Raw genomic sequence first — 24,682 nt, 5'->3', positions numbered from 1 at the left:
GAAATTACTCCTTCCTCCCCTCTATTAAAACATTGTTGTAGTGGCAGGGTTAAGCTGATGACTATTTAAACAGCTGATAGGCCTTGCTCAGAAATGGTTTATACATCGGCTCGTGCTTTGGCATGTTCAGATAAAACAACACAATCATATTGTTTTCAGGATCTACAATGTAGTCTGTGCCGTAGAGTCCGCCCCAGGCAAAGGCGGTGTTGGACACCTCTGGAACCGGCTTTTTGTCAGCATTGTAAAGTTCAAATCCAAGCCCGAATTGAAACCCTTTTCCACCGGAATTCACAGCAGGCAGACGGTTGACGCGGGTCATTTTTTCAATTGTTTCCGCTTTGAGAATACGTTTGCCGTTGTATTCCCCTTTATTCAGAAGCATCTGACAAAACTTGGCATAGTCACCAATCGGCCCATTGAGTCCAATGGCTCCTTCCGCATAGGTTTGAACAGTGCTGATCGTGGCCTCGCTGAACTTGTTGGATTGTGGAATCAGGTCGCCGTCAACACCGTTGTATGCCTTCACAAAACGGTTCATAGCTGACGGTTCATAGTACCAATCCGTATCACTCATTCCCAGTGGAATCAGTACAGTCGACTTTACGTATTCACGCAGACTTTTACCAGAGATCACCTCGACCATATAGCCAAGCATATTGGTACTGATGTGATAATTCCACTCACTACCAGGATCGAAGCCCAGTGGATATTTTGCCAAAGCAATCATATCATCTTTGAGATATCTGGCAGTGCCTGCTCCGCCGGTTCGCTGCCCCGGTCCCACTGGCGCTCCCCCAGCAGCATTTTTTTTCTCCATTTCGGCGCGGCGCGCTTTTCCGACCAGCCCGGCTCCAAGTCCGGATGAGTGCGACATTAGATGTGCGAAAGTCATGGGAGTTTTCGCCGGCCTGGTTTCCAGCGTTCCATCTTCATTCAGCGCCGTAGCAACCTGATTGGAAATTTCAGGAAAATACTTTGAAACCGGATCATCGACCGAAACCAATCCCTTTTCAACCAAAGTCATAAAAGCCACGGTTGTCACTGCTTTGGTTTGTGAAAAAAGAATGTAATAATCATCCACGGACGCTGGAATTTGGTTTTCAACGTCCTTGAAACCAAATGCCTTATTGTATACCACGTTACCGTCTTTTGTTGCAAAACCAACAAGGCTGCTGGCTTTTTTCTGATCCACAAAACTTTGTAGCAGAGAATCAATACGCGTTGTTTTCTCCAAAGTGATTCCGCTGGCTTTCAGATCAGCTTTGTAGTTTAACGCTTGCGCCGAGGCTGGTTTTTGCTGGGCGGTGGCACCGGCAAATGCTGCCATAAGCGCCAGACTCAAATATATTTTTTTCACTGTTTAATTAGTTTGGAGTTGCTATTTATCGCCTACAAATTTTAGTGTGTCAGCCGATACAACCGGCACACCGGAATATGCGATCAGGCTGATTTTGCCTTTTGCTGCCTCCTTTGGGATTTTGACGACCAACTGACTGGGTGCTTTACTTACAAATTCTGTTATCGGCTCAATTAAACCTGTAAACAGCACGCCCATTGTCAGATCCAGATTTGTGCCCGCTATCGTCAGATTTTTCTCGCGTTCCGCACGTGCGGGTGAAAAACTTTTTATTGCTGGCATTGTTACCACCAACTCCGTTTCTGACTCAATCGAAAGCGGTTCCGTCCCGCCTGCTGAAAGTGTAATCAGGCCGGTTTGGGCGCCGAATGGCACGGTTACCACCAGTTCGGTCATGGTTTGGCTCACAAATTCAATAACTGTGGTATCCGATGCGAATGTGACGCCCCTCACCCAGTTCAGATACTCTCCTGTGATGGTGATATTGTCACCAGGTTTGGCCCGTGCCGGTATTTTTGAAATTTTAACAGCTACTTCCAGGCTTAATATTGTTTTTGAAACAATGTCTCCCGCCGGTGTCTTCAAAGTCACGAGTCCTTCCGATGTTTCATTCGGAACTTTGAGCGTAATGCGCTCGGGCGTTTGTTTCATGAATGCAGAAGCCGGAACACTGGCACCTGTTAATTCTATGGAAGTCACTTTGTCCAGATTTTTACCGATAAAACTGATCGTATCTCCCAACATCACACCCGATGGCCCGAAACTGAGCAATTGTACCTCGTCACTCTTGGCGACTTCATTTTCGTTGCAGGCAACGAGTAATCTGAAGATCAGTAATAAAATTGTTACGGTTAAAAACCGTTGGTATATTCGTTTTTTCATCATGGAAGTCGTTAGCTCTATTTTTTAAGAATTTTTGGCACTACTCTGAAATTATCCAGCGAGATATCGGCGTCAAGGTCTCCTCCCCCATGAAACAACAATCTTGTGTAATAACCATTAGGACTGACACTCATTCTTATACCAAGACTTTCGTAGCTGGCCGCAACATCCTCAAAAGGAATAGTCACCGTTCTCCATACACCTTTTGTATCGTAAGGTGGAGCCCATTGGTAGGCGTCGGTGAGGAAGTCATTGGCCAATCCTACATTAATCTTGAGCAAATTGTTGTTGTAGGGTTTCAGGGTATTTACCTCAAATTTCAGGTTATAATCCGCTGGTCTTAAAATAGCCGCATCAGGAATATTTTTGCTGATCGGCCCCATTGCATCTGGCGGGCCACCAGCCACTTCCTTCCACTGCCAGCCGCTGATCGCCTCTTTCACCCGTATGTAGTTTCCATTAATCGCAACAGGATCTCCTGCCCCTGGCTTGGTCACCACGTAGGCCTGGTTCCACCAACCCACGAAAGGATCATTTCCTAAGAAGATGTTGCGACTATCCCTGAACCAAAAGTCTGATTTCGTTTCTCCAAAAGTGGTTTTTACCGTTAGCTGGCCTGCAACGGCTCCCTTGGGCACACGCACCTGAATGATCTGGTCTTCAACAGAAACCAATTCCCCTGTTACCCCTCCTGCAAATGTTACTGTAAGCGGCGGATAAAAATAGTTTCCGTTGATGGTTGCTACACTTCCCTCCGGCACATATTCACAGTTCATGCTGAGCAATTCGGGTTCGTTGATCTGCACTTCAAACTTGTGTTCCAGTGTTCGCCCATTTGCGAAAATCATTTTCATGATGTTGTTGATTTCCTTTGGAACCATTGCCGGAACACTTACCAGAATACTCTTGCTTGTAACATAAGTTGGTGTCAGTACTGCCTTCTGATCGTTGAACCAGATCTCACGCACATCCTGTAAGTTCTCACCGACAATCGCAATCAGATTATTTTGAAACGCTCCAACCAGCAGTGAGTCCGAAGATGCCGGATTGGTAACGCGGATGTAGGTGATTGACGGCTCTCCATTATTAGCAAGATCATCTTCCTTACAGGCGATCTGAAATACGGCGATGAACGCCAGTATGGCGAGGCACAAAGCCAATTTATATGTGTTTTTCATTTGAATATCGATTTTCATAAATCACGAAAATTACTTGCTGTAATAATCAACAGGTGGTTTTTGCAGATTAGGTGCCTGGCTCAACTCCGCCGATGGAATTGGCAGCAGAAAGTTTCCACTATTGGCATTGATCGTGCGCTCGGTAGTGGACCATTCCGTTTTGGTGAATGTCCACGAGGTCGGGTTGGGGAACTGGTCGGGTGCGGTGGCAAACAATCCTCTGTCCTGGCTGTTCAGAATTTCGTAGGCCTTTGCCGGATTGTAGTAATGCAGGCTTACCAGATCATACCACGCCATTCCTTCCATAGCAAATTCGATGAGTCGTTCCCTGAAAATCACGTCCGAAGTCAAAGGTCCTGTAAAAGCCGGCAAGCCCGCCCGCGTATGTATTGCGTTGAAGTATTTCAGAGCATTTACATCATTGGTAGAAGCATTATTACCTAAAACGGCTTCTGCATACACCAGATACATTTCAGCAAGTCGCATCATGTATGTATCATGTCCGTAGTTCTGCGCAGCCGACATGCCACCGACATCTTTGGCTTTTCCGGTCACGTATTTTTTTATGGATAAAAAATTGTTGTCGCCGCCGGTATTGGGAACGATCAGTTTCTGCTCACCGCCAGGAATCGTCTGCGTGATTTCCGGATAGGAAGCGCCCGGCAGCATGAATGTGGCTTTTAAGCGCTGATCCACTGTGCGTCCCTGCATACCTGTTGCCGTTACTCTGATTCCTTCGTACTGACTGAGCATCCACCATGTCATACTTTTGTCACCTCCCCAGCCGTCACCGTTGGCAATGTCGGGACTGAACGCCAGATACGCCGGTGTTGAATTTTGAGTACCAAAAGCACCGGGAGAATAAACCCATTGAAGCGAGAAGAGTGACTCGGAATTATTATCGTAAGGAAACAGGAACAGCGATTCGTAGTTTCTGAGTAACGACAATCCGCTTTGGGTAATCACTCTTTCTGAATAGTATTTGGCACTGTCCAGAAAGGCCTGATTCCGGGTTCCTGATCCGGCCGATTCTACTCCTGCACGCGTCAGGTAGAAACGTGCCAGCATGCCTTCTGCCGACCATTTGGTCACACGCCCGGGACGTATCGGAGTTTCAGGCAGATCCTCCGCCACTTGTCGCATTTCACTTGTCAGAAACTTCCATACGCTTTCCGGTGTGTTTCTCGAAACAGTGGTATCCGATAGTAATTCAAGGTTATTTTCAATGATCGGAACAGCGCCCCAGTTCATTACAAGAAATCTGTAAGCCATAGCGCGCATGAATCTGGCCTCTGCAATCGCCATTTTTTTGATCGTTGGAGAAACGCCCGCTCCTGCATACTGGTTGATATTGGTGATCGCCAGATTGGACTGGCCCACAACTATAAAAAATGAACGCCATGCCGAACCGTTCTCAGGTGTATTTCCGGTTGTGTTAAAAAGCACATTACCGCGGTCATTGTAAGCCGAAAATGCGGTACCTGCCCTGAAATCACCCAGATTATAAGAAGCCTTATCGTTGTAATCAAACCAAACCTTGCTGTAAAGCAATGCGGTAGATGCCAAAACCTGATCATCCGTCTGGTAAAAACCAGCATCTACGATGGCATCCACAGGCGGCCTTTCAAGAAAGTCTTCTGAACAGGATGTCAGGCCTAGCAGTGCGACCAGAAAGCTGCTACTATAAAGTATGTATTTAAGATTTTTCATTTGATTCATTTTTAGAAGTCCAAGCCCAGGCTAAAAGTGTAAATTGGAGTGAGCGGATAGCGGCCGTAGTCAAGCCCTATCGCCTGATTACCAGGACTGGAATCCCTTGACACATAAGCACCTACTTCCGGATCAAAGCCTGTGTATTTCGTAAAAGTGAGCACATTTTGTGCCCCAACCGACACCCTTGCACCGCGTACCACTTTCTGTTTCGACATCAATGAGGCAGGCACATTATAGGTCAGCGAAACATTTTTTAGTCTGATAAATGAGCCATCCTCAACCCATTTGTCGGTGTGCCTGTTGAAATTCCCATTCGGTCCGTTCGAAATTCGGGCTACGTCCGTTCCTGGATTTGCCAGCACTACTTCGCCGCTCTCATTGGTGACGGGCTTGGCATAGTCCATGGCGCCAACCAGCAGGTTGCGGCTCAGGTTAATGTTACTTGCATTGGTATTGAGCTTGGCCAGGTAGTTGTAAATGTCGTTTCCGTAAGTACTTGTGAAAAGCAAGCTGAGATCGAAACCCTTGTAGGAAAATGTATTTGTGAAACCGGCAAACAGTTTCGGCCATGGATTACCAATGTTGGTCAGGTCCATTTCGTTGATCTTGCCATCACCATTGATGTCTTTAAATTTCACGTCTCCAACCCAGATGTTGTCAATATCCGTTGGCAACCTTTGTCCATTGTTATCCACCGGTACAGCACTAGCATCAATTTCAGCAACATTTTGGAACAAACCTTCTTCCACATAACCCCGGAACAGCCATGGCGCCTGACCGACCTGTGCACGTTGCGTCCAGTCCTGCATCCACCATGAGGTACGGTCTACGAATGCACTTTCGGAATAGAAAGATTTGATCCTGGTCTTAAAACTGGAAATATTCAGATTGCTTTCCCATTTAAAACCACCCCGGTTGATGTTGACCGTGTTGATCGTAAAGCCAAAACCTTTATTCTGCAAAGCGCCTATGTTAACCGTAGGAGAGCTTACCGCGCCAGTTCCATTGGTTCCCATATACCAGGGAAGCGGCTTCTCCATCAGCAGGTTATCGGTATCCTTAATATAATAATCAAACTCAAACTGAATCCTGTTGTCGAGCAATGCCACATTAATACCGAAGTTATTGGTCTTTGTCTCTTCCCATTTCAAACCCTGGTTGCTGTACTTGGTAGGTAAAAAACCGGTAGAGGTGGGCGTTGCCCCGGTTCCCATGGGTGAATATATTCCACCGCCTCCCTGGTTCCCGGTTACGCCGGTTTCAAAACGCAGTTTCAGATCATTGATAAACGGTATGTTAAAGAATGACTCCTGCGAAACCCGCCATGCCGCGGAAACGGACGGAAAAACGCCCCACTTATTTTCCTTACCAAAATTGGCAGAACCGTCACGCCTTACCGTTGCCATCACAATGTATCGGTCAGCATAATTGTAATTCACTCTTCCCAGATACGACTCCATCGCCCATTCGCCGGATCCACCCGAATTACTGGAAGTAAGCGCGTCTCCGGCAGCGACATCCAGTATGTCATTGGTCAAAAATCCGGTCCGGGTGGCACCCACATTTTTGTAGGTAGAAGCCTGTGCTTCATGGGTAACCATAGCGTTGATACTGTGCTTACCCAGTTGCGTGTTGTATTCCAGAAGCTGATTCCAGTTATAATATGTATTTGTCCCTGTCACATTGTTAAGGGAAGCAGCTACATTTCGTGCCCAGCCAATGGCGTAAGTCGGTATGTAATAGGTCGAGTTCGAAAACCCAAGGTTGGTATTAAACGAAGATCTGAAATTAAGACCTTTGATAATCTCTATTCCCAGATTTAAGCCTCCCAAAAACTGCCGTCTGACCAATTTATTTGTGGTCAGATTTGCGATCGCAATCGGGTTTACAGGTGCGAATTGGTTGGCACCATTGTTCTCATCTCCCCCGCCCCACGATCCGTCCAGATTTCTCACCGGAATTTGAGGCGTTAGCTGCAACGCACTGGCAATCACGTTTTCCTGACTTGTTGTAAGGTTATCATTGGTTTGGTTAAAACTTAGGTTCGCTCCAATTGTGGCCCATTTTCTTGGTTTGTTATCCAAATTCAGCCTGAATCCGTATCTATCAAAACCCGAACCCAGTGCAACACCATCTTGTTTGAGGTATTCACCCGACAGGTAGTAGGTCGTTTTCTCATTCCCTCCGCTCAGGCTTAGCTGATGCTTGTTCATTGGTGCGCTTTTGAAAAGCTCCTTTTGCCAATCGGTACCTGGTCCCAAAAGCGATGGATCCAGAAATTCTCCCGGCGTATCTCCACCTGCAATGGCATGATATTCACCCACCATTTGCGCATACTGCGGCATATTCATCACCTTCATCGCTGATGGTGGTGTTTGCAGGCTATATTGATAGCCATAGGCAATCTTGGTATCGCCCGCCTTTCCTCTTTTTGTTGTTACAATTAACACACCGTTAGTCGCACGGGACCCGTAAATAGCTGTTGCAGAAGGCCCCTGCAATACCTCAATGGATTCAATGTCGGCTGGATTTAAACCTGCCAGCGGATTCGAAGAACTCTGTGAGCCATAGGAGGCTGACTGCCCGGGAATTTGTACGCCATCAACTACATACAGTGGCTCATTGCTCCCGCTGATCGAGTTGACACCACGGATATTGACCGAAATCCCGCCGCCGGGTTGTCCTGAATTTTGCGTGACATATACACCCGCCGCCCGGCCCTGAATAGCCTGCTCGATGGTCGTGTTTACTGTTTTCTCAATGTCCTTGGCAGAAACCGATGTTTGCGCGGTGGTCAGATCGGCGCGTTTCATTTCACCGTAACCAACAACGACGACCTCTTCCAGCGCCTTGTCATCTACTGCGAGCGTTACGTTGATAATGCTTTGTGTTCCAACGGCTACTTCTTTGGATAAATATCCTACAAATGAGAAGATCAGCACCGAACTGTTCCCTGGAACCGCCAGCGAGTACTTACCGTCAGAACTCGTAGTTGTTCCTTGCGAGTATCCTTTGATCACAATGCTGACGCCCGGAAGCGGTTCTCCTTTGTCGTCAACCACTTTTCCTGTCACATCAATAACTGGCAACCGGTTTGGAGCCGTTTTGTAGGAAGTCTGTCTTGTGATAATGTTGTTATGTCCGCCGGCATTTACCTGCATCACAGCCACGAAAATAAGACAGGCTGTAGTCATGGTTAGCTTTGTGATTTTAAAATAAAGAGGCGGCACCAGCCGGGCTGAAGCCCAGCCACAGCCACGTTGACTTAGTAAAGCATGTTTCATACTTTTACAATAATTGGGTTGAATATTTCACGATAGGTTTTCTGGAAATTCCTGGCTGTATTTACCTGATAGTCCTGCACTGAATCTGGCCAAGGATCTCAGTGAGGATGTGACCACTTCGGAGGCCAATCCGAAGTGGTTTATTTGGTTAACCAGCGTGATTTGTTTTAGCTATAATCCATATGCATTTTGGTTAAGTTGTTTCGGATACGCGGCGCTATTTGCCATATATATTTTTAAGATCGCTTTCAAACAATGTGTATTGATCATCATAAAACTTCTTAAAATCCGGTACGGCAGCATGTCCAGGAAAAGGTGCATAGTAATGTGTAGGGCTTTGGGTGTCATTGCGCCAAACGAGCACATAAGCGAGGTTCAACTTATTCGTTCGTAACACTTTAAGCAGTACTTCGGTATACCAAACCGGATTAACGATGGATTCCAGGCCTGTTTCGGTCATCGCGGCCAGCTTTTTGTTTTCCAGTGCAAAGTCATTTACGATTTTGAGTTTTTTTATCGCTTGTTCCAGATTGTACTTGCCATCGCGCCCCATATCTCCATAGTTATCCGTTCCAACCAGGTCAACCCAGTCGTTGCCCGGATACCGCTCTGTGAATTCTGCGACAGTGTTGAATCTATTGTCAGGAGAAAATGCGTAAATCAGGTTATGGACATCCAGACTATCCCGCAGGTAACCAGCAGTAAATTGCCACAGTGATTTGAATTCATCCGGCGTGCAATGTGCCCTGCCCCACCAAAACCAATCTCCGTCGAATTCATGGTAAGGTCTGAAAATAAGTGGTATGTGCTCCCCGTTTGCACCTTTCAGAGTTTTGAACCAGCCTGCAAGACCTTGCAGAATAAGCTTGTAATCATCATGGTTTTTACCTCCCGGAATAATGTATTTAACAGCTGGTAATGACACAGAATCCTTCCAGTAAAAATCACCACCCGATACCGGATTAGAAAAATGCCAGGAGATGGTTGTAATACCACCACGAGCATAGGTATCTGTTACCAATTTTCTTAAACGCACTTCACTTTTTTGTATAGATTCCATTGACCTGCCGGTCAATGGTGCAATGTCGACACCGATCACGGCCGGATGCGAGCTAACAACCGACTTCACGTCCGAGCGTCCAGGTTCATCACGCCAACCGTGTCCGTAATCGGTAGCGTCCTGATGACCAAAAAGTGTATGTTTTTTGGCTAGCTCATGCATATTCTTGTAAAGTGTGGCGGTCTGTTTTGTCGCTTTCGGATCTATCAGTTTCTGAGCCCGGACCACGAGGCTTGACACAAAAAAGAAAACGGCTAATGCGATTAATATTCTATTCATTACAAACTTGAGATACATTTAGAATTAGTAGTAGAGTCAGAAAGAAAGCAGGTAAAACATGGTAATGTGATTTATGCTAGACCACATCACAAATGCTAATCGCTTGTTTTAAAGATGCTATATCATCTTTGCGGCTGGGAACAAATTCCTGTCCGACGAATCCTTTGTATCCAGTTGCCACAATTGCCTTCATTATAGCAGGATAATACAACTCCTGAGTTTCGTCTATTTCATTTCTTCCCGGCACGCCGCCAGTGTGATAATGCGAAATGTACTTGCTGTATTTTTTGATGGTCGCAATCACGTCTCCTTCCATGATCTGCATATGGTAGATATCGTAAAGCAATTTAAATTTTTCTGATCCTACCATATCGCATAAGCCTGCTCCCCATAAAGTGCGGTCGCACATGTAATCTCTGTGGTTAACCTTGCTGTTGAGCAGTTCCATCACCATTGTCACATTGTGTTTTTCAGCGAGCGGCATGAGTTTCCTTAAACCAACCGCACAGTTTCTCATCCCATCAAGATCGCTCATTCCACGGCGGTTTCCTGAAAAACAAATAATCTGATCATAACCAGCCTCTCGCACTCTAGGTATAATGTCTTCAAAACCCTTAATAAGCTCATCATGATTAGCCGGGTCGCAAAATCCTCGGTCCAGACTTCTGGTCAATCCTTCTCCCCAAGGCAGCGCGCATGTTAACCCCATTTTTTTCAAAACGGGCCATTCTGCCGGACCACAGAGCTCAATAGAAGTGATTCCTAATTTTTTCACTTCCGCAGCGAAGGTTTCGAAAGGAACTTTATCATAACACCACCTGCATACGGAATGCTTGATTTGCCCATTCAAAACCGACCCGAGTACTTTTTCAGTAGCACCCCAGACGTCAGTCATTGTCATGGGCAGCCCTAGCAAGCCGGCTCCCCCGGCCATAGTTTTTAAAACTGAACGTCTCTTTTCACTAATCTCCATTTCTTAATATGTTTTATAAATCTTATATGCGCCGACATTTGATGTCACATTACATTTTCTTTAAACTGCTCAGATACTCTACCATATCCGTGACCTGCTCAGTTGTCAAAGCATCTTCCAAGCATGAGGGCATCATGGAATCAAACATTTGTTTCCATCGATTCACCTTTGACATTTTATATTCCCGCCTCAATCCGCTGGGGAATTTCAGAATCAGGAAACCGTACCAGTAGTGGTACCTTTAATGTTGGTGCCTGGCACACCACTAGCCCCCTGGCTCTCAGTAACCTTACCCGTAACCTGCCATTGCTGGGCAACGGCTGTGCAGACTGTTAGCACGACCAGAAAGAGTGAACCTAACGTCAGCGTTTTGTACTGATTGATTCTGTCAAATACAATTTCTTTCATATTTATATTTAGAATTTATTGATACGAAGGGATAAGGTTCTTTACCTCCGAGCGATGCGTCGGGGTAACTGGTTAAGGTTTGATAATTTTTACAGTTGAAGACTCATTTAGCGTACGGACACGTAGTAGATAGATGCCGGTGCTTTTGCCCAAAGGCAGAATCTGACGCTCTATTTCAACGGCTTGATCTATCTTTTTTTCAAGTACAGTTATACCATTTACCGTAGTGAGCGACATCCACACCGCAGCTCCCGCGGCACCCCGAATGTCCACCTGGGCATTTTCCCCAACCACTGGATTTCCCAGCACAGAAACCTGTAAAGCAGTCGTTTTTTCATCAGCTGCCAAACGGGTGCTGTTAAGCACCGCCGGCTCGGTCCCGAATACCAGTTGACCTTTGTAATAGATTGTTACCTGACTATTCGTATCCATTGCTGCCGCTGGCTTGAATGAGTAGTCATTGCTCTCGCTAAATTTGGACCAGTCGGACTTGGCAATTCTATACTTAATATTTCCGGTATTGCTTGCCGGGTATAGCATACCCGCTGTTGGCTTGACATGAAGTTGCAAATAGGTATCGCTTTTGCTTCGCTCCCCAGCCCTCACGAACTGACCGGTTACGTTGGCGTTGCCAAGCTTGGCGTAGTCCGTGAAAAAATTCAGATTCTGCGTTCCTTCTGCCGTAAACCAATAGAGTATTGATAGATCCCCATAAGAAACGGGCACATTACCCTCATTAACGATGCTCATGAATGTGTTGATCGAGCTGTTACTTACCGCATTATTCCGGTTTTGAGTCAATGCTTTCAGCTTCACAAACGACGGGACCACATCAGGTTCAATACCCCAGATCAATTGCGCTACACCATCCGAACCTGTACGGTATAATGTGATGTGATTGTTGAGAGTGAAATTCGTTGCTGCCTGATAGGAATAGTCGTCTTGCTCGCTCAGGTTTGAATAATCGCTGTTGACAAACCGAGATTGGATTACGCCTGAATTACCAACCGCCAGATTGCCCGCCGATGGATCAAAACTGTATTCGAGATACCCGGTAGCGCCATTACGCGGATTAGGCAGCGACACGTATTTGGTTTTGATTTTATTGCCACCGAGTTGCGCGTAGTCAATGTAGGAATTGATACCTGCGTAATTTTCAGCCGTAAACCAATACCGAATCGTAAGTTCACTATATGGAACCGGCGTTGATCCCTCATTAATCAGCATTAAATTTGGCCGGATCGCTGAGTTGCTGGCACTGCCTTTGTCGGCATCCTGGTACTGTACTTTTAGCGTAACGGGTGGCCGCCAGTTTGGAAGCTCATCCCGCGTGATCACATCGTTATCCGCATACACTGCTTGTAACTGATCAATCGGCTGTTTTTTGATATAATCCGATCCTGTCCATACCGCAAACCACGACCACCACGTAGCAAATCCACGAATTTTGTCGGGGTCTGGTAAATTACCCGTTTCCGTTAGTGCTACCAGCTTTTTGCCGTTGAAAAGGGTTTGAGCATTCGCCCAGTTCCCACTCAGATTGGCTGTTGGATCTGCATAAATATCTTCGCCAACAATATCCACGTATTGATCGCCAGGGTACCAGTCGGGATTGATCGTATCCGTGCCTGTATATACCCAGATCAGATTATGCAGCTGGTGGTAATTGGTCAGTCGATTGTACATCAATTGCCAGAGTTCCTTGAACGGGCCCGCCCCTTTCGCTCCCCACCAAAACCAGCCGCCCGGGGCTTCATGCAGAGGGCGCCAGAGCACCGGTACGTCAGCCGTCTGAAATTTTTTGAGCTGAAAGGCGATGGCGTCAATGTCACTGAGCAATAGCTTGTAACGGGTGCTGTTTTTATCGGCCAGGGCAGCCGCCAGATCGAAGGTGGTAGCCTCGGTATAAAATCCCCGCCACCAGAGTTGATCAGGTGCCTGATTGATCAGATCGGTGGGGGCGTTCCAGTGCCACAGCAGACTGATAATCCCACGGCCTTCACCTTTCCTGGCCCAGTCGATAATGGCTTCGCTACTACGCATGGGCGAAGTGCCGAACTCAACCCTGCTGGGCGAATAGTCCATCAGGTCGAACGAACCAATAGCTGGTTCTTTGCCCGTTTTTTCCAGGACATATTCGACGTCATCCTGTTGGCCTGAAAGTACTTTACTGCCGTATTGGTCAACCAGATACGAAAACAACCCCTTCGTTGATAACGTAGCCTGCGCATCGACAAGCACTTTTGAAGGTTTACCTGGTAACGAGGCTGTCGTTGGTGTCAGTTGAATGTAGTCGATATCGAAGTATCCCCAACCTCTGTAAATGGTGATGGTGTTTAGTCCGGCAGTCAACAGAAATTTCCCGGCACCTGAACTCGTAAACCCTCCGAACGTTTGCTTCAAGGTACTGCTTCCTTTTTCATCATTGACTTGAAAGTCAACCCCTTTGTCGTCATTGGGTGACGCATAGCCGATAGACAAGTCGTACAGCCCTGCGCTGGCATTGACCGTAATACTCACCTGATCTGTCGCATTATCGAAACCTGTTACATAGCCCGTTCCCGAAAACCCTGCATTGGCGTTTGACACATCCACCCCCGTCAAATCGCCCGCTTCTACTTCGGCCCGTCCATTGACCAGCGCAACAACTGTGGGTGGCTTGACCGATGCGGGCGTGAGCAAAATGAAGTCAATGCCGTAGTAGCCCCAATTCTTATTAATCGTGATGGTGTTCTGCCCGTTCAGTAATTCAAACGAACCAATTACAGAAGATCCAAAGTTACCGTCTGTCAATTTCAGATCATATTCGCTGGCGGTACCGTTCACCGTCAGTAAGGTCTTTTTATCACCGTAGGGTGAGTAGTATCCAATGGTAAGCTGATAACTTCCTGCCGGAGCTGAGAATGTAAAAACCATATTATTGCCCCCGTTGCTGTCATCATCGAAACCCCAGGCATAGCCCGAACCTGAATATCCAGGTTGGTCATTCACAATCTGCACGCCATTAAGGGTTACACCCTGGGTTGCTTCGGCCTCCAGTTTAATTGTATCAGCGCCAAATAGTGAGGAATTACTGCCCAGCAAAGCAACAAGACAAGTAGCGATTGTCGCTGTCAACGCTCGAAATGTCGACATAAAATTATTTAGTACGAGTATTCGCATACACTTGTGAGGCAAAGATTAGGAATAGGCCAAATAGAATTTTACTTAGCAAAAATAGGACGGATCGACATGAAGATGCATTAAGGAAAACCCTACTTTTTTAAAACTTAGGGAAAACCCTAGGCAAGGAAGCAGCATTTAATTTCGGCTTTCTAAAAAAGATGGTTTTTAACAGATGCTGGTTCCCCTTTAGACCCAGACTTCATAGGAAGGATTCGGGGTTGACTTCGGTAGGCAGAATGTTGGCGTAAGTTTAAATCGCTCAACCTCTGTTATGCGAGCGCTTCTATTTTTTGTAACTTTTGCATGGGCAATGAAATCATAACTGCGGTTCCTTTTCCCACTTCGCTTTGCCACATGACATGCCCGCCGAGATAGGCAATGCGGGAATTAATGTTAGCGATTCCATTTCCTTTTGAAAGCAGATTATCGAAATCAGCTCCCAGGCCATCGTCATCCACACTAATTAAGATTGCTTCTTCATTTACCATAAGTTGGACCGTCACCACCTGGGCGTGCGCGTGTTTCAGCGCGTTATTAAGCAATTCTTGCACCACCCGGTAGATCATAGCCGCAGCTTCATCGCCCAAAGGTGGCATTTGGCCATAATGATCTAAAATCAGCTTTGTTTTATTAACCAGATTTAGTTTTTGCACCAGGTCTTCCAGTGCTGTAACCAGCCCGAAAGTTGACAGTGCGTATGGCCGCAGGTCATTAGAGATCAGCCGGGTTTCGGTGCAGGCTTCATCCAGAAACTGGTTCAGAGGCCTTTTGATAGATGAAGGCAATTCTTCCTGATGCGCTTCAATGAATAGTTTAATTCGAGACAGTTGGATACCCAAGCCATCGTGTAGATCACGCGCAATCCGGCTCCTTTCGCCTTCCTGGCCTTCGATCATGGCACGTAGCGATTTAAGTTCCAATTGTCGAATCTGTTGCTGGGCTATGACCGTGTGCTGATGATCGATCAATTTTTGCTGACGTCTTAGATACACCAGTGTAAAAACGCCTATAATGCTTATTACAAGTCCAACAAACAGTACAGAATTTAATACATTCTGATTATGTCTTTGTTCTTCGACCAGTTGTTTTTCAACTGCCAGTGTTTCAATCTGACTATCCAGTTCCTGTAAACGAATACTTTTTGTTTGTTCGGATGCGTAAAACTGGACTGTATAATCAAGCCTTCTCAATGACCATTCGTATGCCCTTTTGTAGTCGCCCATACGGGAATAGCTATCTGCCGTGTGCCGCGACAATTCCTGCATCATACCCAAACTATTTTCAGCCTTCGATAAGTCGTAGCTTTTCTGGTAGGCTTCTATGGCCGCCATACTATTATGTCTGAACTGCTCGACCAGGCCCAGGTAAAAGTGATTTAAGGCAATTAACCAGTTCACTTGTAATCGCTTTGATATGATCAGACTTCGGCTGGCAAAATAGTATGCAGAATCGGGCTGCTTGGCGCGGGAGTATGTATTGGCCAACAGACTAAGCGCATACGCCTGAGAATAGGGCTGTTTATACTGCACGCTAAGCCGCACGGTTTCACGCAAGTGCGTTTTCAAACCGGGCGGCATAGGTTCTACATTTTGAGCTATATTTTCTAAACCCAATCGAGATTCGATGACTTTGGGCATGTTACGGGTTCGCTCGAAATATTGCTGGGCTTTTTTTAAATATTGTTCGGCGTAAGCATGCATGAAATAGTCCTGGGTATAGTAGTCTCCTATCACCAGGTACTGATTAAAATACCCCAGAGAATCGCCCGTTAAACTGTAATATTTCAAGCTGCTGAAATATGAGTCCATCGTGTATTTATTGTACCCATATTGTCGGTGGTATAGTTTACCCAAGGAATCATAAGCCTTTGCAGCCTGACTATAGTACTTATCCTGCACTAATAGTTTAATCTGTTTCTTTATGCTATCAACAGAGGTTGTATCCGTTACTGCCTTAACAGATTGAAACCCGCCACTTAGTACAACCAGAATAAAAAGAAAGATCCGCCAACCAGAGCGAGGAGACCAGAATTTCATGAGTATCACCTGTAATAACAAATAGAACTAATCAATCATTTGCATTTCCATGGCCGTCTTTATCAGTAAGGCTGTGTTAGGAACACCAAACTTCATAAGCAGACTGCTTCGGTGAAATTCGATTGCTTTGGCACTCACAAACAACTGAGTGGCCATCTGCTGCGTCGTCAATCCCTGTGCAATGCGGGTCAGCACTTCCGATTCGCGGGGGCTCAGATGGGGTTTTACACCAATGCCCGCCGTTGACCTTCTGGTCTTGGGGCTATCGTTCAACAGAATTTGTGTGATAGATTCATTGAAATATTGCTTCTCGTAGTGGACCGCCTGGATGGCCTGTAGCAACTCCATTTTAGTAGTGTTCTTCAACAAATAGCCTTTTGCCCCTTTTTTCACCACCCGCTTTATGAGGCTGGCATCGTCGTGCATAGTCAGTGCTACCACTTTGGTTTCCGGATATGTACGGCCTATATACTCGCAAAGGCCGAGACCGCCTTCAATGTAGGGAAACGAAATATCAAGTAATACGACATCTATCGCAGTTTGGCTTAACTGCTCAATAACCGACTGTACCGTGTAGCATCGCTCGGTCACTTCAATATCCAGTGATCCCGAAATAAGTGACTCGATGCCTTCAACAAAGACATTATGGTCATCCGCGATGAGCACTCGTATCATGTATATGTATACAGTATAAATTTATATTTATCTATCGAAGGTACGATTATTCAACCGTGAACATATCGCAAACAGTTACCATCTCACAAATTTTAGGGAAAACCCTAATACCATTATTGACGAATTAAAAGTCATAAATTTAGTTGAACTCATCTTGAAATAGTTCGTTTTGATGTCAATGGTAGCTCATCCAGATACCAGTTCAACATCTGTTCAAATGCGGGAACAAAGCTCCTTAGCCCTTTTTAGATTTTGCTTTCAATGATTTTGAGAACGCTATTTCACCGCATTTAAATTGGATCTGATCTGACGTCAGTAAGGACGAGCCAACCGAACTATTTAGAGGATATTCGCGACATTAAATTTCCCCGAAGCTTTCTTACCATATTCCTTGGGAGTTACACCAAATTCCTCCCGGAAACACTTTGAAAAATAGGAAAGGTTAGAGAATCCGACATCGTACATCACCTCAGATACATTACCCTCATTGTTTTCCAAAAGCAGCGAAGCTTTTTTGATCCGGTATTTTTTGATGATTTCGTTGGCTGAAAATTGTGTCAGTGTTTTAAGTTTTCTCGACAGATGTGCAGAACTCATGCCAACCTCTGAAGCCAGCATTTCGACATTAAATTCAGGATCGGCAATATGGGCTTCCACGCTGCTCATCACCCTGTTAACAAACTTTTCGTCCACATTTTCTTTCCCATCTTCAAGCACCGGTGCGACGATCAGCTTATGCTGAAAATAGGCATCTAACTCCTGTTTTCTTTGTAAAAGATTTCCGATCTGCGCATCAAGCAGTTCTATATCAAATGGCTTGGTAATGTAGGCATCGGCTCCCGTTTTAATTCCCTCAATTTTCTGAGAGGTCAGGCTTCTTGCGGTCAGCAATATCACAGCCGTCCGGCTGGTCTTGGGATTCGCTTTGATCCTTTTACAAAACGTCAAACCATCCATCACCGGCATCATAACGTCGGAAATGATCACATCAGGCAGGTACCTGACAGCCATTTTCAAACCTTCTTCCCCATCGCCCGCAACCACAAAACGGTATTTTTCATTGAGCGTCAGGCAGACAAAATCAACCATATCCGGGTTATCTTCTACGATCAGCAGAAGTGGCTTAGCTGACTCAGAGCTTACTGATCCATACTCTTTTGGGTTTGGCAATGTAGCCTGGAACATCGGATAAGAGTCAGCGTCATTGACTTCACCTCCGATTTTTTCGACCTTGCCTTTTGGGAGCAAAACGGTAAAAACACTTCCTTTTCCGGGCTCGCTTTCCAGGTTTATCTGGCCTCCATGCATTTTTACATATTCAAGCGTAAGAGCAAGTCCGATACCCGAGCCCATTTCCCTTTTTCTTGATTCTGCGGTTTGGTAAAAACGCTCGAAAATACGCTTTTGGTCCTCATTAGAGATACCCACTCCAGAGTCTTTAACGCGGATTTGCACAGCACAGTTGACAGGATTTACGTCATTTATAATTTTGACATCCAGCGTGATAGTACCTCCTTTTGGTGTGAATTTAAACGCATTTGAAAGCAGGTTTAATACCATTGTCTCCACCTTTTCTGCATCCGCAAATATTTCAAATCTCTCGCTGCTGTTCGTATAATTGTACTTGACTTCATGCCTCGCTGCTTTGTCTGCAAAATGCGAATACAGCTCTTTCAACAAGCCAATGATTTCAACTTTCGAAGTGTTCAGATACAATTTATCCTCCTGCATTTTCTTGAAATCCAACACCTGATTTACCACACGAAGTAAACGGTGCGAATTCTTTTCCGCCAGCGAAATCAGTTTGAAATTATCATCATCCAGTTTCCCGTTTTTCATGATCTGGTGAATTGGCGGGAGTATCAGACTGATTGGCGTGCGCAGTTCGTGGGAAATATTCGTAAAAAATTGCTCCTTGGTCTGCTCTATTTCCTCAGCGTGTGCTACTTCCAGCTTGCTTATTTTCAGTTCATTTTCGAGTTTAATTCTGCCTGAATAGATCTTCAAAGAAACATAGATCCCGGCGGCGATCAGAAGCATATACAATACCAAAAAACCTTTGCTCAAAAAGAACGGTGGATTAATGGTGATCTGCGTCGTGCTGGTATCATTGCTCCATATCCCGTTGTTATTGGTACCTCTCACCCTGAATGTGTAGGTTCCGGGCGAGAGATTTGAGTACACCGCAAAATTCTTGTCTCCCGAAGTCGTAGTCCAGCTTTCGTCAGCACCTTCCAGCTTGTAGGAATACGTATTAACCTCCGGTTGCCAGAAATGCAATGCTGCAAATTGCAATTCCAGTGATCGCTGACCGTAATCGAGCTCGATGCCTGGCACAAAGGAAATATCCCGATCCAAAATTACCCGGTCATCGACTTTTTCACCGATTTCAACCTGCTTGTTATTTAGCAGCAAACCAGTCAGAACAACCCTGGGCTGGTAAAGGTTTGCAATCGCCTTTTCGGGAGAGAATGATATGTATCCATTATCTCCACCAAAAAACAATTCTCCGGAAGCTGAAAGGGTAACGCAGCCCGCATAAAAGCTTTTAAGAGGCAGATTTTTATTTAGCGGATAGAATTCTACTTTCTGGCTTGCAGGTATAAATTTTTCGAGTGCTGTATTGGTAGCGATCCAGATATTGCCGTGCTCGTCTTCCGTGATGGAAGCCCTGGCCGTGCTATGGTTTGGGATTGCATGAAAAGATGCTTTGTTGACAGATGGAATATATTCAACCAATCCGTTTTCTGTCGCTGCCCAAATGGCGCCTTTTTTTGACAAAAAGAAGCTGTTAACAGTTTTGCGATCTGCGGCGGTGCCAAACTGGGTGATTTTTTTCTTCACTCCAGTGCTCAAATCCAGTTGAAAAAGCTCGTCAAATTCCATCAACCAGATTGACTTGCCGCCAGAGAGAAATTTGTCTGTTTCGACTTTTGAGACAAGTTTGAATTGTATGTCCTTAATAACCTTCAAGCTATTCGTAGCCTGAAAGATTCCCCCTTCCCAGGTTCCAACCAGTAAAACCCCATCCCTTGTTTCAACAAAATTATTGATGTAATTAGACGCAAGCCCATTGCTTTTGCTTGCAGTAACAGTCTGCATGATCTGCATTTGATCATCCCACACATTAATTCCGGCTACTGTACCGATCCAGATACGTCCTTGACGATCTTCATGTAAAACAGTAACATTGTTAATCAGTAGCCGGCTATGCTGTGGTGAATCAATGTTAAACTTGCGACTTATCCCTGTTTTCGGATCGAAACGAATTACCCCATGCAAGGTCCCGATCCAGTAAATCCCTTTTTTGCTCACAAGAAAAGACTTCACCTGATTTCCAATCGTTTGCCCTCCCACCTGCTGTGTTACATGATGATATTGGTACAAATTATCCATCTGGTTGAACTTGCTGATCCCATTGGACGTCACAAACCAAAGCACACCCGCCTGATCTTCAAATATTTGCCAGATTACATTGTCGGAAATGGAGTAGGACGACTGCGGATTGTGAAAATGCCGCTCATTCGTTTTAGTAGCCGGATGATATATATTTAAGCCAAAATCGGTTCCCAGCCATACATTCTGATCTTTGTCGGTATAAATCGCTTTGACCACATCATTACTGAGCTTTATCTGTTCGCTTTGATTTTCGTTGGTACCCGTAATCGTATTGAACCTGCAAAGTCCTGTATCTGTACCTACCCAGATTAACGAATCGCTGCCTGCAACGGGTTTAATATCGCAGATCAGGTTATTTTTTGTCTCCGGACTGCCTTTCCTTTTCAGATTAAAGACAGTAAAAGTCTTAGTTGCCCGATCCAACTTGTTAAGCCCATTGTATGTACCTATCCATAGGGTTCCTTTTTTGTCCTGAAAAATAGTCCGAACCGTGTTGTGGCTAAGCTTGCTGTTCTGTGCAGTTAAAGTGATAAACAATTTGTTCTTCTGGTCGTATTTAACAAGCCCTGTCATGGTACCGATCCACATGCTACCATCGGCGCCTCTCGAAATGCATCGAATGTTGGTATTCGCTCCTGTTGATATTCTTGTGATGGTGAACGTAACTGTATTTATCTTACACAGTCCGTTTACAGTGCCTACCCAAAGATCATCTCCGTCTGCATAGATTGTCTGCACACCGTTACTGGGAAGGGAGTTGGGTGAGCCTCCTTTTTTAAAGAACCTGAAATGGTAACCGTCGTAGCGGGCCAGGCCATCGCCTGTGGCAATCCAGATGAAGTTGTTGCGATCCTGTGCAACTGCATTGATCAGATTGGTAGGTAATCCATCTCTCATGGAAAGTGTTCCAAAGAATTTTTCCCTCGCTTGCAAATGCAGAGATATCAGCATCAAAGAAAAAACAATCACCCACCTTCTGCTGATACTAACCACCCGACACATTCTTTTTGAGCTAAAAACCGACTTTTTGAACAAAAAATATAATAAATACCAGACAAATATCAGAAAATTATTGCTTTAAGTCAGATTATTTCTAATCGAAGTTGAGCGGCTAATCTACCTTGCAACCATGAAATTGTAATGTTAATTATAAACTTAATCCAGCAACGCGATGAAGAAAAAATTACTGCTATTGCAGATTTTCCTATTGACTTCCTGTACTGTGCTCCTGGCGCAACAGACCGTCATTAAAGGAAAAGTGACTGACAATTCCGGCGGGGAGCTGCCCGGGGTAAACGTGGTTTTGAAGGGGAACACCAGCGGAACATCAACCGACCAGAATGGCGAGTATTCACTATCCCTGCCCAATGGATCAGCTGCTGAGCAGAAGCTCGTTTTTTCCTTTATAGGATATGTCAAGCAAGAAATTGCGATTGCCAATCGTAATGTGATCGATGTTAAATTGCTCGCAGATGAGCAGAACCTTGACGAAGTGGTGGTTGTCGGATACGGAACGACTGCCAAGAAAAATCTAACGACCGCAATTTCAAAGGTTGATCCCACGAAGATTCCGACATCTGCCAACAACAATATCTCCGAACTGTTATTTGGCCGCGCGGCAGGTTTACAGGTTACACAGCAAAGTTCGCAGCCAGGTGGTAACATCTCTGTCTCTATCCGTGGGAAAGGCAATCCCCTATTGGTAATTGACGGTGTGGTATATCCCGGAAATTCCATGGAGCCTAGTAACGGATCCGTTGAAATTCAAGGGGTCAATCGCGGTGGACTCGCCGGATTGAATCCGAATGACATTGAGTCTATTGAATTCCTTAAAGATGCGAGTGCGGCGATTTATGGTGTATCGGCGGCGAACGGCGTAATGATCATTACAACTAAAAAAGGAAAAGCGGGGCGCATGAGTGTAAGCTACGACGGCAGCCGTTCCTTTTCAAGAAACATGCCTTACCTGAAACCATTGAATGCGTCCGACTACATGCTTTATTTCAATCAATTGAATGTTGATAAATACCAGGCGGACCGAAACATGGCACCATTTGGAACAGTACCTGCGGATCTGAGTGGCTACACGCAAAAATTTACCGACGAACAAATTCGAAATGCGGGTGAGGGCACTGACTGGCTTGGACAGGTTTTACGTCCTGGCAGTGTAGATAATCACAATGTAAGCGTAAATGGCGGGACAGAGAAGGCTACTTACTTTTTTTCCGGTAACTATTTCAACCAGGTTGGCTCGATGAAGAAGTCTGATCTGACACGATTCTCAGGCAGGCTGAATGTCAATTTTGTTTTAAGCAAAATATTCAGATTGAACGTAAATGTCAATGCCAACCGGAATGCTTACTCTAATCCTCAGGCAGGCTGGCAAGCTGGCGGTTCGGGTACTCAGGGCTTTAATGCTTTACAGGCTGCCCTGGCCTACCCTTCCTCCGTTCCCGTATATAATGCGGACGGGACATACAGCCAGTTTGCCCAGACCGGCAACCCGGTTTCCCTATTGGATATTAAGGATAAAACAAAAGCACAGGGGTTGTTGGCCAATACATCGCTCGATATTGACATCATTCCAAATGTTTTGACAGCGAAATTATTGTATGGAAATAACAGCGAATATTCGATTCGTGACTTTTACATTCCTGTAAATGTATTTTGGGGACAGCTCTACAAGGCACGGGCATCGCTGGCTGAAACACGCAGACAGAATCAGACGATGGAAGCAACTATGTCATACAAAAAGTCGTTCGGCGACTGGCTTAATCTGGATGTTGTTACTGGAGTCGGTCAATATCTGGAAGATTTTTCCGGTTTCAGTGTCGAAACTTCTGATATGCAGGACGCGATCAATACCGACAACCTTGCCTCTGCTACCGGGCCGAAAGTGATTGGATCTTATAGAGGAGTTAACAAGCTACGCTCATTCTTTATCCGCAGCAATTTCGACTTTCTGGATCGCTACCTGCTCTCGCTGACCGTGCGACGCGATGGTGCAGATAAGTTCTTTCCGGACAATAAGTACCAGTATTTCCCTTCTGTGTCTGCTGGTTGGAAGATTAATAATGAGGCATTTATGCAAGGCATCCAAACAATCAGCACGTTGAAGCTCCGCGCCAGTTATGGTATGACGGGAGAACGTCCGGGTAGCGTTGCTTATGGGGCTTATGGGGCTGATCCGAATGCCGTTACATTCAACAATGGCTCGGCAGTATACTTTCCCTATCGCCTCACCGCATTTGACAATCCCAACCTGCGCTGGCCTATTACGAAGACATTTAATGCCGGTCTGGATTTCGGTTTGTTTAAGGAACGCATAACGGGTTCAGTCGATGTTTTTACAGAAGACCGCACACGTTTGCTTAGCAGCGCCACCACCCAGCAATTGTCTATCATTTCAACATCTCCTATTAACGGTGGTCACCAGCGGCGAAAAGGTTTTGAATTCACCATTAATACGGAAAACATAAAAACCAAGAATTTCAACTGGAATACCACACTCAATGTAACGCATTTTAAAAACCGGTGGGTGGAGCGTTTCCCGAACGACCCACCGGCTCAGTATGGTAATGTGAATGATCCGGTCGGCGGCGATATTATCTACGTGTATCAGACAAACGGTATATTGCAAGCGGGACAGGAAGTACCGACATGGCAGCCCGCATCTGCAAGAAAGCCGGGAAATCCAATTTTTGTGGATAATAACGGAGATGGTAAACTGGATTTCAATGATGTTAAAAGCTATTCCGGGATTCCCAAAGCAATCGTCGGATTTGGGAATAATTTCACTTACGGCAAGTTTGACTTGAGCGTGTTCTTCTATGGACAATATGGTGCGTGGGGTAATGACTTCACCACGCTATGGGGCGACCCGGTAAGTTTGCTATCCAGCAACCAAAGTGGTACAGAGCGAATCAAAGACGCCTGGAGCACATCAAATCCTACCGGAACTCTGCCCGGCGCTGCTTACAATGAAGGTGCGATCGCACTGGATGCCGGACTGGACACACGACTTGTCAAAAGGGATTTTCTCAGATGCCGGAATATTACCCTGGGCTACACAATCAATTCGGGTGGTTTGACCAAGTACATCAGCAGTGTCCGGTTTTTCGCAGATGTACAGAATGCATTCATTCTGACTGGCTTTAAAGGTGTCGATCCGGAGATTCAGGCAAGCTCTACCAAAGGCGGGCCTGCTCCTTACCCGATGGTCAGGACGCTATCACTTGGTTTGAGAGCTAATTTTTAACATTCCGACATT

Annotated in this window: 13 protein-coding genes; 1 reads left to right on the top strand and 12 read right to left on the bottom strand. The window is 45.6% G+C overall.

Annotation, left to right across the window (positions count from 1 at the left end; genetic code table 11):
* Positions 1-61: 61 nt before the first annotated feature.
* The 12 genes from LZG71_RS27145 to LZG71_RS27090 all read right to left on the bottom strand — a co-directional run bounded on the left by LZG71_RS27145 (position 62) and on the right by LZG71_RS27090 (position 21,405).
* Positions 62-1,360, bottom strand: a complete 1,299-nt coding sequence (locus LZG71_RS27145; RefSeq protein WP_233825872.1) for a serine hydrolase — start codon at positions 1,358-1,360, stop codon at positions 62-64.
* 21 nt (positions 1,361-1,381) lie between these two features.
* Entirely contained in the window at positions 1,382-2,245 is an 864-nt protein-coding gene (locus LZG71_RS27140; RefSeq protein WP_233825871.1) for a hypothetical protein, read from the bottom strand.
* Positions 2,246-2,259: 14 nt separating this feature from the next.
* On the bottom strand, positions 2,260-3,420 hold the full coding sequence (locus LZG71_RS27135) for a glycan-binding surface protein (RefSeq protein WP_233825870.1): 1,161 nt from the start codon (positions 3,418-3,420) through the stop codon (positions 2,260-2,262).
* Positions 3,421-3,450: 30 nt separating this feature from the next.
* Positions 3,451-5,130: a RagB/SusD family nutrient uptake outer membrane protein gene (locus LZG71_RS27130; RefSeq protein ID WP_233825869.1), complete on the bottom strand. Its 1,680-nt coding sequence runs from the start codon at positions 5,128-5,130 to the stop codon at positions 3,451-3,453.
* An 11-nt stretch (positions 5,131-5,141) separates the two neighbouring features.
* Positions 5,142-8,327, bottom strand: coding sequence for a TonB-dependent receptor (locus tag LZG71_RS27125; RefSeq protein WP_233825868.1), 3,186 nt, complete (start codon positions 8,325-8,327; stop codon positions 5,142-5,144).
* 307 nt (positions 8,328-8,634) lie between these two features.
* The gene (locus tag LZG71_RS27120; protein WP_233825867.1) at positions 8,635-9,756 is read right to left on the bottom strand and encodes a glycoside hydrolase family 26 protein; all 1,122 of its coding nucleotides are present in this window, start codon (positions 9,754-9,756) and stop codon (positions 8,635-8,637) included.
* 76 nt (positions 9,757-9,832) lie between these two features.
* Positions 9,833-10,729, bottom strand: coding sequence for a hydroxypyruvate isomerase family protein (locus LZG71_RS27115; RefSeq protein WP_233825866.1), 897 nt, complete (start codon positions 10,727-10,729; stop codon positions 9,833-9,835).
* Between the two features lie 213 nt (positions 10,730-10,942).
* Positions 10,943-11,137 (bottom strand): hypothetical protein, encoded by a 195-nt coding sequence (locus tag LZG71_RS27110; RefSeq protein ID WP_233825865.1) that lies wholly within the window; start codon positions 11,135-11,137, stop codon positions 10,943-10,945.
* Between the two features lie 72 nt (positions 11,138-11,209).
* Entirely contained in the window at positions 11,210-14,272 is a 3,063-nt protein-coding gene (locus tag LZG71_RS27105; RefSeq protein ID WP_233825864.1) for a glycosyl hydrolase, read from the bottom strand.
* A 299-nt stretch (positions 14,273-14,571) separates the two neighbouring features.
* Positions 14,572-16,338 carry a sensor histidine kinase gene (locus LZG71_RS27100; RefSeq protein WP_233825863.1) on the bottom strand — a complete coding sequence of 589 codons (1,767 nt, stop codon included), beginning with the start codon at positions 16,336-16,338 and terminating at the stop codon, positions 14,572-14,574.
* A gap of 27 nt (positions 16,339-16,365) precedes the next feature.
* Positions 16,366-17,013, bottom strand: coding sequence for a response regulator transcription factor (locus LZG71_RS27095; RefSeq protein ID WP_233825862.1), 648 nt, complete (start codon positions 17,011-17,013; stop codon positions 16,366-16,368).
* 339 nt (positions 17,014-17,352) lie between these two features.
* Positions 17,353-21,405, bottom strand: coding sequence for a hybrid sensor histidine kinase/response regulator transcription factor (locus tag LZG71_RS27090; protein ID WP_233825861.1), 4,053 nt, complete (start codon positions 21,403-21,405; stop codon positions 17,353-17,355).
* A gap of 178 nt (positions 21,406-21,583) precedes the next feature.
* Here LZG71_RS27090 and LZG71_RS27085 point away from each other — a divergent pair, with 178 nt between their 5' ends.
* Entirely contained in the window at positions 21,584-24,670 is a 3,087-nt protein-coding gene (locus tag LZG71_RS27085; protein WP_233825860.1) for a SusC/RagA family TonB-linked outer membrane protein, read from the top strand.
* Positions 24,671-24,682 lie beyond the last annotated feature (12 nt).

It is taken from the genome of Dyadobacter sp. CY312, assembly GCF_021390535.1.
GTDB lineage: Bacteria > Bacteroidota > Bacteroidia > Cytophagales > Spirosomataceae > Dyadobacter.
The sequence above is the reverse complement of the archived record's forward strand: the minus strand, read 5'-3'. Positions and strand labels throughout refer to the sequence as shown.